This is a genomic window from Clostridium ljungdahlii (assembly GCF_001636845.1).
In the GTDB taxonomy this organism is placed as follows: domain Bacteria; phylum Bacillota; class Clostridia; order Clostridiales; family Clostridiaceae; genus Clostridium_B; species Clostridium_B ljungdahlii_A.
This window is the reverse complement of the sequence record NZ_LITT01000034.1, coordinates 1-11,929: the sequence shown is the minus strand read 5'-3', so window position 1 is coordinate 11,929 and position 11,929 is coordinate 1. Positions and strand designations below refer to the sequence as shown.

At 26.2% G+C, this 11,929-nt stretch carries 8 protein-coding genes; all 8 read right to left on the bottom strand.

Annotated features, from left to right (window positions below; genetic code table 11):
- Positions 1-801: 801 nt before the first annotated feature.
- The 8 genes from WY13_RS12470 to WY13_RS12435 all read right to left on the bottom strand — a co-directional run bounded on the left by WY13_RS12470 (position 802) and on the right by WY13_RS12435 (position 11,776).
- Positions 802-2,214 (bottom strand): hypothetical protein, encoded by a 1,413-nt coding sequence (locus WY13_RS12470; protein ID WP_156499033.1) that lies wholly within the window; start codon positions 2,212-2,214, stop codon positions 802-804.
- Positions 2,215-3,405: 1,191 nt separating this feature from the next.
- Positions 3,406-5,166, bottom strand: a complete 1,761-nt coding sequence (locus tag WY13_RS12465; RefSeq protein ID WP_063555969.1) for a hypothetical protein — start codon at positions 5,164-5,166, stop codon at positions 3,406-3,408.
- A 521-nt stretch (positions 5,167-5,687) separates the two neighbouring features.
- Complete coding sequence (gene yyaC / locus WY13_RS12460) at positions 5,688-6,203, bottom strand: spore protease YyaC (protein ID WP_063555968.1); 516 nt, start codon at positions 6,201-6,203, stop codon at positions 5,688-5,690.
- Between the two features lie 5 nt (positions 6,204-6,208).
- Entirely contained in the window at positions 6,209-6,385 is a 177-nt protein-coding gene (locus WY13_RS21825) for a hypothetical protein (protein ID WP_242866487.1), read from the bottom strand.
- A 134-nt stretch (positions 6,386-6,519) separates the two neighbouring features.
- Entirely contained in the window at positions 6,520-6,849 is a 330-nt protein-coding gene (locus WY13_RS21535; RefSeq protein WP_063555966.1) for a lecithin retinol acyltransferase family protein, read from the bottom strand.
- Between the two features lie 34 nt (positions 6,850-6,883).
- A complete protein-coding gene (locus WY13_RS12445; protein ID WP_063555965.1) occupies positions 6,884-8,452 on the bottom strand; it encodes a TnsD family Tn7-like transposition protein in 1,569 nt (522 codons plus the stop codon).
- Positions 8,449-9,891 (bottom strand): ATP-binding protein, encoded by a 1,443-nt coding sequence (locus WY13_RS12440; protein ID WP_063555964.1) that lies wholly within the window; start codon positions 9,889-9,891, stop codon positions 8,449-8,451. The genes WY13_RS12445 and WY13_RS12440 overlap by 4 nt, the downstream gene beginning before the upstream one ends.
- Positions 9,881-11,776, bottom strand: coding sequence for a Mu transposase C-terminal domain-containing protein (locus WY13_RS12435; protein WP_204377965.1), 1,896 nt, complete (start codon positions 11,774-11,776; stop codon positions 9,881-9,883). The genes WY13_RS12440 and WY13_RS12435 overlap by 11 nt, the downstream gene beginning before the upstream one ends.
- Positions 11,777-11,929: the final 153 nt, after the last annotated feature.

Below are 11,929 nucleotides of genomic sequence, written 5' to 3'. Positions count from 1 at the left end.
AAGAGTTTTACTCTCAGCTCTAATTTTTGTTGTATCTCTAATTACACCCCTTACGGGGTTGCCATCAGGCTTTAGTGGAAATCGGCAGGGTTTAATCGGAATTATCAAGGGTTATTTGGTGGATACATAGTAGTAATAAGATTAAATTTTCCATGAATTCACTATCTAATATAAAATATAGTATGTTTATATTGAACTATATTTTCACATAATGTTTAGCTTATGTATAGGGGTGAAAAAACTATTGTGTAAACTCAAATATAAAAATACATAAATCTTTGACTTTAAAACGCTTGATGACAAAATACATGAATATTCCAGCATGATATATTAACTGTTTACATTGAGAAACATATGTGGTAGTCTCCCATTAGACATAGCTTCATTTATTGATATTTCATACAATGTCATATAATCATAATATATAAAGGCTCAATGTTGATAGTTAATATAACTTCCTTGGAATTCAACTACATTTTAATGTCATCAGATACATTTATAAATATTGCTTTTCTTTATTTTCCATCAACTATTTTAAACTTTTTTCTTCTTTCTTCTGCTTCTAACATTAACATAAACCCAATTTTACTATATTTCACTTGTTGATGCAATTTGACCGTTTTAATACTCTTTGAAACCTAAACAAGTTTTGCAATAATTACAGTAGTATGTTCGTGGCAATGAAGTAAAGTTGCTTAATTACCTTTCACAATGAGAATATTCCTGCATTAATTTAACATGATATTTTTTACAAATTTTATAATCTTTATCATACCATTACTAACCTTTTTATATTACTAATTAGTTTTTCTTTGCTGCTTTATCAAGTTTGTATTTACTTGCAGAATCTTTTGGTTTGGCATCAATTAATACAATTTCTGCTGGATTTTTATTCTTACTTTTTCTTTCTTCGTATATCTTATATACATCATTAATTCTTTTTTTCGGTCCACCATTATCTATCATCATAAAAATTTTGTTATTTGTCTTCTCAGACTTTGCATATTCTTCAATTTGCACTTCAAATCCATGAACTGTTTCTTTATTAGTAGTTAGTTTAATTTCGATTACTGTTTTATCCACCCCTCTACTAATTTTAAAATCTACAGGACCTCTTCCTGTATTTGATTCACGACTAATATCTAATTTATTGGCTTTACAGTAATATTCTGCTGTCATATACAAAACACATTGAACAATTTTTTCATCTCTTGGTTTTTTATCAATATATAAAACTTCATATCCTTTATTGTTTTCTATCAAATCTTTAAAATGATTACATATCTCTAAGGATGCTTCAAAAGAACTTTTATTAGATTCTATTGTAATAGGAAACTTATTTTTATAATTGTGTGCAACTTTTTGAATAAAATATTCATTATTATTAAATATATTATATGGTTCTATACTCATACTATTATATGCTTTTATTACTTCTCCTAATTTTTCTGGTTTCATAAAAATATTCTTCTTTAAATAATCCTTTTTATATCCAGTAGTGAACTTCTTCCACTCTAATCTAACCAATGTATTAACTTCATTCCTAATTGCTTTATTTTCTCTGCACACTCTATCAATATCATCCCAATCTCTTGCTATTGGCAACTCATGCAAAATATCGATTGGCAATAGTAAGATTAAACTTTTTTTATAAGGATTTTTTACTAAACCATTTTGAAATTTATAATTATTATATGCTTTTGGAATAATGCCTAATTTGTTATTTATATTTTGTGTATATTCAACAATATTATCATATATTAGTCTTGCTATCATATCACTAAGTCTATCTGGTCCAACATCATTTTCAAACAAGCTAAGCAAATGAAATATTTCCGGTTGTTCAGAACCAGTATTAATTATATCTTTTGCATCACTGATAATCTGTTCCCTAAGTTTTTCTCCAAATCCAGAACCCCTTTTTCCTTTTGCAAATCCTAAGTTAATTCCATTAACTTCTGAGAAATCAAACATTTTTATGGCAGTTCTATACATTTTATCTGTTTTACATTTGGACGTTTTTAAAAGTAGTCCAATTTCCCTAAAATATTTATTAATTTTTTCATATGCGTCCTGAAACTCTGGAACTTGTGTTTCTTTTAATCTCTTTAAATTTATAAAATAATTACTATCTTCATCAAGTAAGCAATCAAAAACTCCCATTTTCTCTATTTTACTTTCTACATTAAACTCCTCAGAAAAAAAAACTGACATATTAACCCCTCCATTAAACATAGACTTTATACATTTTTCGCTGAGATGGCATTTCTTATTTATAGCCTATTTTAAAAATGCTGTTATTTTATATCTAAATTACATATTTTGCAAAATATTACATGCATATATTTATTCTACTATATAAATAACCTATCTCCTGTCTTAAAATTTTTCAATTTTGTACCGAAATAATCAGTATGTGCCTAAACAATTAACTGCTTACCCTTTTTATCCCTTTCGATATTAAAGAACTGAGATAATTTAAACCAATACATATTTAAATATAGTTTGTAAGATATTTAGTTGCAACCCTATTGAACTTTTCTATCCATTTTTTTAATTTGATATGAAAATCATTATATACTGTAAAAGTATAGATTTTCCTTAATTCTATCTTTAAAAAGTCTTTCCAATACATTTTTGTAGTTTTTATAATTATACAGACAAAAGATATATATAAGGACTAACTCAAACAAATGTTATAATAAGTATCTTTGATATCTTAGACAGATTGGATATCATATTCTCTAATTAAATCAGCAATAATATTTTTCTTTCCTACATTAATCTCTTTTATTTTTTCCATAAAAAACAGTCTTCTATGATATTTTTTATTTTATCATAAAAAGCTGTTACATTATTTTGTCTTAATTCCATTATTCCTGCATCCCACGTATGGTTTTAATCCACTTATTCATTCTATAATTCTATGTTGTTTTTTGTACATTCATTTAAAATCTCCTATTAAAGTTTTTCAAGTTAACTTTAAAAACTTTAAAATTTATTTTAGAAGATTATCTCATATTTTTTAAATGTTTTCTATCCACTTTCTCATTTGATGATTACCTTTAACAAAACATTTATCCTAATTATTTATTATTAAATTATATTTTTATAACAAAAACGGAACTAAAAAAGTTACTATTTCTCCACAAATTAGCTAAATAAATTCAAGGTTATTTTAATTTTTTCTTAGCATTATTTCTTAGTAAACTATTCCACATCAATATATTAATTTTTCATAATTTGAATGGAAACAAAGGCAAAAGAGATACACATTTTTCAAATAAACTGAACCAGAAATGTGTATTTCTTTTGATATATTTATTTTTAAAAACTATTTTCTTAAACTATATAGATTTATTTAAGACTTCAATGATTAATCTTCACATTGAATACATATTTTTCTTATAATTCATCAATTATCCATTTATCTAAATTATACTCTTCAATTAATTTAGGATACACCTTTATATCCTCTCCATTTTCAATACCTTTATTTAATATGCCTTTAGTATAATTTATTAATGTCTTAATTGTACCTTCAATATGTTTCTTTTTTATTTTATCTATAGTAATAGCTAATGCTTTTATTATATTATTTATTGAAAACTTACTTTCCAACCTTTCCATTGTGTCATAAATGAATTGATTACCTTTAATCTCTGGAAAGCATTGGCATAAAAATTCTAAACTTTTTAATTTATTTTTATCTGAATAATCCATATCGAACGTTATAGTTCCATCAATTAATATTTCATTTTTCGTCATTAAGTCAAAGCATTTATCGCATAATGCTATCATACTATTTAAATCATTTATATTCTTGTCCATAGCTAAATATGCAATTTTTAAAGGTCTTCCAGTTTCTCCACAAGTCATGCAAGTAAAATTTTGTCTACTAAAAATCAAATAACGAATCGCTGAATTTATATTTTGAGTAGTTATAAGATTCTTTATTGAATCCAAATTATTGACCAAAACTTCAGGTATTAATATATAATTTTCTTCTTCGTCTATTACTATAAGTTTTTTATCAACTAAACTTCTTAATATTTGTCTTGAAACAATAATCTTTGTTCTGTCTATTAAAGTAAATACTATTGGCTCTTCTGGACTATACTCATAAAATACGGCCTTACTCTTTTTTAAATTAGCAATAACCTCTTTATTTTGCTCTTTTCCAAATTCAATAATTTCTATTAATAATTTCTTTTCCAATCTATTGCAAGATTTAATTATAGTAAAAATTGTATTCCATAATTGAATGCTATCTGTATTAAATATTTCAAATAAAAATTCAATAGCGTCTATACAATCTTTTTCTCTTATAATATCCTCCTTCTTAAAAAATATATCTTCCTCTTTCTTCGACTCTAATGACTTTTCAATCAATTCTCGCTCTTTAGCTTTAATTGCAATCATCATAGACGCTCTTTTTTTCCAATCACTATATTCCTTTTTCGTTTTATCTATGTCATAACTAATATAATTGCATTTTTCACATTCTATTATATATTCAAATTTTTCTTTCATTACTTGTAATTGAAGTTTTCCTTGACATTTTGGACATTTGATATTACTTACAGTATCGCTTATTTCATTCATCTTTTCTTGAAACTTTATTTTCTTCTGAACTACTCTTTCATGCTCTTCTATAGCCTGTTCTTTACTTAGTAATTTATCATACTTAATCTTTTCTAAACACTTTTCACAATTATATATTAATTCATCTAAGTTTGAACTTATATTTGAATAGATTTCAAATGAATCATTAAAACACTTTGGGCAATATTTTTCATACTCTTTAATATGAATAGGTACTACTAATTTCACAATTTTTTTATATGGAATTGCAAAACTCTCTACTAATTTATCTATAGTAACATCTGGGCTATAGAACATTTTTAATAATTGCATATACTTATCATTAGGATATGATTTAATAATATCACTATATGATATTTGTGCATTTATATTATATTTTCTTTTTAGCTCATCAATAGAATTATTAGGATTTAACCAAAATTCATTTACAAATTTTTTAAAATTTTCTTCTGGATTATTTTCCAAATACTTTTTCACTAAAGTACGTTCCTTAAAGGTTTGTCTTAAAGTATTCAAGTCATAATTATAATCATAATTGTGTATGTAATCTTGTATATCCATAATTTCCTCCATCAAATACTTATATACTAATATCCTATTATTCATAGTATGTTAACATTTTCGTATCTTTAATTGTATCATAATCAAAAAATAAATTTAACATATATGCTTTATAACTATCTAAATTCTTTACTCTCATTTATACAAATATCTATACTTATTATCACTTCTTAAGCATAGTGCCTACATTGCACAATTAGCTCATTTTGCTCTCCTCTTGCATATCTTAAATCAATACCATTATCTCTTCAAGACTTAAGGCTTTCAATTGTTAACTCAAATTCTTCTTGTAATATAATCAATTCTATAACATTACATTCCTCCAATATTTATACCAATCAACTATCATATCTAAAATTTGCTCTACTGAACAATAAGCCATTAAATTTGTTGCTAATTCTATAGATTTCTTCAAACCTGATTTCTTAACAAACTTTAATGGATTGGCTTAATTAATCAATTTTTTTATTTCTTTTATTTGCACTTCTAATCCTTCAATTTTACTTTTTAGTTCATCAAGCTTAAACTCCCTTTTTAGAAGCATAAAGGATTGCTTCTGCAATTACTAATGACATATTATAAATGTACCGAAGACGAATTTTTAGTTGAGCAAATTTCTTGGCTGATTCTTCTCCTGCAACAATAGCTTTTATGAACACATCTCCCACTTCTGCATATTTCTTAGAAATACCTGCTCCTACCTTAATTGAACCCTTTTCCATCTTTATATAACCTACATTTTTTCCTAAACAGCTATCTACTGCAACCACCTTGTATCCTGCGAATTTTTTCTTTATTTCCAATATCTTGAATGTACAATTTCCCGCATGTATCGGGTCATTTAGCGTACCGATAACAGGAATTTGTAGCCCCATGCCAACTAACATAGACCCTAACAATGGTCCAATGCAATCTCCTAATACTCCATCTGTCCCTATGTTTACAATAATAGTTTTGTCATCTATAAAATCCTTCAAAGCTTCTCCAAGTATTTTATATGCTCCTTCTTCATAATAATTAACACATACACCTTTCATCTCTGTCACATCCTTACTACTATATTTGCGAGCCTAATCTTAGTTTCAGATTCTATCTCTGCTATCTTTACTTTATCTGGCTCATATGTAGTATTAGTGGCACTTCTACTTCCACCTTCATTATTATTTCTTTCAAATAATAATCCATTAAAAAATCCACCTATTTTCCATAATAAGCCCATTTTATTTTGCCTCCTATCATTTTTTATAAGCATATTAAATACTTTTTCAACTTGCTTACTTCTAAATCTACCTAATGTACATGTATTAGCAAAGTGTTCACAATTATTAAATACCAAATTATAACCTCTATCGCCTAAACATATACTCTTGCATAAGCTACTATATGTTCTACTGGGTATAAATCTTTTAACTCATCATACGTATATTCTTTTGCATCAAGTTGTCCCCTTTCCAAAAAATAATTTAAATCTGTTTTTATGACTTCATTTTTAGACCAATCTAAAACACTATCATCTTCTGTTCCAGTAAAATGTATTACTTCCTCATCGCTTATATAAATTCCATGATGTGCATAAATACCTCTATTAACTCTAATATGGTCTCCTTTTCTTGGTTTTTTCATTACCCAAATTTCGTATTCTTCTGGGACTTCAGCAATAATAGATTCTCTATCTATATCCATAGTAATTACCTCTTTACATAATTAAATTAGTATTCTACAACAAACTTTCGCTTACATATAAATTTTTTTCTATAGGTTTGCTTATACCATTTATATTATCAAGTTCTGTATCAATAACATCATTTATAAACTTCTTAGTCTTACCTGTTCTATAACAATTAAGGACACATTTTTTTCTGATTTTATTTTTTGAAATAGTTTCTCCATTGCCTAATATTTCAGTAATTCCCCATTCTATTTTTCTTATCAAATATTCTTCTTTACTTTCTACAACAGTTTCAATATATTTTCTTGTCTTAACTAATTTAATATTATCTAATTTCTTTTCAATCCCAGTCTCTCTTTTTATACTACCAACAGATATCCTTACAGGCTTACCACTTCTATTTTTAATATTATTTACTGCCGCTTTTACTTTTTCTAAGAACTCAGCATCTCTTTTATTCCAATCTATTGATGCACCTTTATTCCTTTTTACATTTTTAGGAGTTACTTCATGATACCAATCTCTATCATATTTATATATATAACTATAAACTGCTTTATTAATATTTCTCAATTCACATCTCAAACTATCAGGATTATCATGTATAATTTTCATCCATTCCTTTTTTCTTTCATTTAAGTCTAATTTAGAAACCTGTATCTGTTTTTTATAATTACTTTTTTTAAATTCTACATTTTCAGCTTTATCAAACATTTCAGAAATTGAAGAACGTAAAAATTGCAATAACAACAAATGCTTTACTATAGATTTATTATGCTTATTAGAAAAAAATTTGCACAACCACGAATTTTCAGCATCATCACCCAAACTACTTTTCAGCAAATATAAGTAACCTCTGGGATAAAACTTACTAAATCTATCAAATAATTTTTTATTATATATAATTCCACATTTTGTTGCTAAGCCTATTTCATATAGTTTAAATCTGTAAAATCTATTTATATCAAATAATTCTAATCTTTTTTCATCAGCTCCTATAAGCTCCTTAACTAAACTTATATATTTTAAATTATATTTTTTATATTCTTCATTGATGGAACTTACATTAGTAATTTTAATATCATCTGGGCAAACATATTGATTATTAATCTTTCTCATCATTACTTTGCTTTCTTGCAATTGAACCATATGTTTACTACAAAAAAATACTCCAGTAAATTGGTGTTCCCTTCTCCAGTAACTCTCTCCAAGAGTTTTTTTATCTTCCGCTACACAAATTGGACAATACTTTAAATATTTATTTACACTTACATTTCTACTATTTAAACAGGTTTTTACCATTATACTTACGTTTGTTTTATTAAGCATACTATCTTTTATAGAATAACTTATTTGCTCAGATAAAAACTTCGTATAGAAAGGATACATTGTATGTTCCAGTAGTAATTTTTCTCCTGTAATTTTATTACCTAATGGAATCATTGAACTAAGCTTGTTAAGGTGTAATGGAAATAACATTTGAAACATTCCTTGTCTTCTTCCATAAAAATCTTCAATTACTGCTCCCTTATTTATTAAGCCACACATTCTCCTATACCTTGCAATCACACTATATAATAATTCATCATTATACATTTTGGGAAAAACATTTATCATAAATTTTTCTCCTTTAATATTGTATCAATATCAGATATTAAACCAGAATCCATTAAAGATTTATAATTTGTTTTTCCTTCTCTCATTCCTTCGATAACAATTCTCCTAATGTCATCACTTTCTAAATTATTCACTTTAATTTTGGACTTTACAAATTTTGTTTTCTTCTTATCATATTTTATTTCAGTATCAGCTCTATTTTGTGCTGACCCAGTATCTAATACCCTAATGTCACTATACTTAAACATTTGTGCTTTATTATTTCTCTGAATACTATTTATCATTGGCTTTAATAGTTTGAATTTTTTAGTCCATACTTTTTCAACTAACTCCTTTGTTACTTGTTCAATATTTGTCTGGATTGCTACCATTTGAGTATTTACAAATAGCTTTACAATTAAATCACTAATACCTTGTGTCTTTTCATAAAATAGATTAATCATATTTTCATCTAAACTTGATGAATTTTTCAGATATTGATATTTCCAAATTCCTTTCATAAACAATCTGAATTCTTTATCGTTTTTCATATTATTCCATATAATTTCACCCGAACCAGTTACTCGTCTTGCAATCCTTAATTCCTGAGTTAACATATCATAGCAAGCTGGTGTTCCTATCAATAAAATTGGTACTCCAAATGTATTCATTAAAGCAACAAAATAATTCATAATTTCTGTCGTATTTCTATTTAAATGTTGTAATTCATCAACAACCAACAACCCTAAGCCTATATTATTTGCCAATTGACCCATAATTGGTAACATAGCATCAACAGAAAGATTTTTTACTGCATATCTCTTCATATTTTCTGTACCTATCAATCCATCCACTTTCATAAAAAATTGTAATGTAAGGGCCTTTAATGAACTATTATGTGGAGCTTCTAACTTTATCCAAGATACTTGAATATTATTAAAATCTTCTTTATTGTATGTATGATGGCATATAACTTGAGGTATATTTTCTAATACCTTATTAACTATTGTAGTTTTTCCCATACCACTAAAACCGACCAGTAGTCCACAACTTGCAGTAGTAATAAAGTTACTGTTAACATTTATAGAAAAATCTTTATTTATTAAATTGTTTCCTAATTTATTTATATGCCTTCTGTATTCTGAATTAAATGGATTTCTTTCTATATATCCTTGTCTTATTAATGTATTTATCATATTCCATACCCTTAAATGTATGGGTAATACCTGAAATATCTTATATATTCTTTGCAGTAGATGTTCCTTTATATAGCCATCCGCTTCTAATTCTTTTTTTGAAATTTTAATATCTTTATTCAATATTTTTATTATTTCTTCCCTATTCTTTATTGTTGGAAGTGCTTGTATGAATGGATTACTATTATATTCATCTATAAATTGCTCTTTATATTCTGCTTCTTCTGCTATTATTCCATTTGGCAAAATAAACTTATTGCTCATAATCTTCTCTCCATTCATCACTTATTATTTGATTAAATACTTTAATATCTTCATCTATATCAGCATGATTATTGCTCTTTTCTTTTCTATAGAAATCTCTCTCAGTTTCTAAATTATTCCTAATATTTCTTAATCTTTTACTCTTACTAATGTCCTTATCTTTAACTATTTCTTGTTCTATTTTCGCTTTTTTTGTTATCTTTTCTATCTCATCATATAGTGTTATTTTTTCCTTAATTTCTCTTTCACTTGCCTCTTTATTTAACATCCCTTCATATTCAAAAACCTTATTTATTTCTTCTTCACTCATATTTTTATACTGCTCCATATAAGTTACCAATATTAAAGTATCATAGCTCATCTTATCCTCTTTTATATAATAAATCTCAGATAAATCATCAGTTTTGTAACTCACTCTAACTTTAAAAGTTCCTTCAATTCTCGCCTTTTGATACCATCCTGCTTCTAATGTATATTTTGACACATAGTAAAGCTTACCTAATCTCACTCCCTTACTTGTGACAGAAACTTCTTTATTATTAAGCAAATTTAATTTTATAATTTCTTCTGGTAACTCTCTAAGTAGTCCTATCTTGCTTTTAACTCCATATTGCCATATTTTACTTGGAATTTTAGGTATACTATTTTCTATTGTGAGGCCGTCAGATTCGTAGTTATTTAAGACATGACTATTATTGTAAAATAAAACGTATCTAATTATTATCTGCGTTATTTCATCCAGGATGAGATTTGCTTTAAGTCTGTAATCTACATTGCCTCTTTCTATTTTATTAAACTTATTTTCAACAACTCCATTTACAAAAGGTTTAATATAAGCATGAATACGTTCAAATGCTTTCTCTACGATACCTTTCATATCTCCTCGATATGAACTTGTATTTTGTATAAGTATTTTCAAATTGCTTATAGCATTCTGTATATTTCCAGATAATAGGTCGCCTCTATCCGCAAGGATTCTACTTGGAATACAATTAACGTCCCATTCTTCTTTCTTAATATAAATACCATATTTTTTACAATAACTAACTTTATTACTAAAAGCATTTATTAAAGCTCCTTGAACTCCATTATAGCTGTTAAACGGCTCTATAGATACATTTATTCCAACTATCATTCTACTATATACATCTAAAACAAGGTACAAAACAGGTCTTCCTACAATAACATTACGATTTAATTTACTAACAATATAAACATCTAAAATCGTTGAATCTATTTGATAAAGTTCCGCTGGGCCCAATGTATCTTGAAGAGAATTTCCTATTATAGCTCTTGCTTTCTGGTAATAAATTCTATTACCATACCTCTTTGAAATTTCATTTCTTTTACTATCATTAGTTATTTTTGCAAACCAATAATAAAATTGCTTAATTGATGGTATTTTAGAATTTGGATTAATTCTTAAATAATCTCTAATAGTTAGTTCATAACATACTTTTTTATTGTTTTTTCTCGATGTATTATAATATTTATTTATACCTTCCTTAAAAATCCTTTTAATTTCATTGTCTATTATTAAACCTTGCCTATTTTTAATTGTCCTTTCTTTTCCTCTTGCACCACAGTTATCTGTCTTAGGAATTAGTGAATTTATTGTCTTTGCACCTTTTAAATAATTGCAAAACATTCGTTTAATGCTACTTTCACTTACTTTATAAACTTCCATAGCCTTATCAATAAGGCACTTTCTACTTTTCTTATAAAAGATTTCACAATTTGGACTATTTTTAAACAAATAACATATTATTTCATAACGGAAATTACGTTTTTTAAGCATCTCATCTATAATTTGATTATTTTTTATATTAATAAATTTATCAGTTTTTATTTCTATAGCCTCATTTCTTTTAAACAAGTCTTCCAATTTTTCTTGATTAATTACTCGAGGCCTATAATGGACCCAAGAATTAAGACAAAAAAATGCTTGCTTTTTAGTTAGGTTCTCCATAATATTTTTATTAAGGATGGTGAATCACATGAGAAAAAATTATAGTTCTGAATTCAAAGCAAAATTAGT

Coding starts and splice junctions, on each gene's coding strand:
- WY13_RS12470 (WP_156499033.1), bottom strand. CDS start 2,214: ATGTCAGTTTTTTTTTCTGAGGAGTTTAATGTAGAAAGTAAAATAGAG.
- WY13_RS12465 (WP_063555969.1), bottom strand. CDS start 5,166: ATGGATATACAAGATTACATACACAATTATGATTATAATTATGACTTG.
- yyaC (WP_063555968.1), bottom strand. CDS start 6,203: ATGAAAGGTGTATGTGTTAATTATTATGAAGAAGGAGCATATAAAATA.
- WY13_RS21825 (WP_242866487.1), bottom strand. CDS start 6,385: ATGGGCTTATTATGGAAAATAGGTGGATTTTTTAATGGATTATTATTT.
- WY13_RS21535 (WP_063555966.1), bottom strand. CDS start 6,849: ATGGATATAGATAGAGAATCTATTATTGCTGAAGTCCCAGAAGAATAC.
- WY13_RS12445 (WP_063555965.1), bottom strand. CDS start 8,452: ATGATAAATGTTTTTCCCAAAATGTATAATGATGAATTATTATATAGT.
- WY13_RS12440 (WP_063555964.1), bottom strand. CDS start 9,891: ATGAGCAATAAGTTTATTTTGCCAAATGGAATAATAGCAGAAGAAGCA.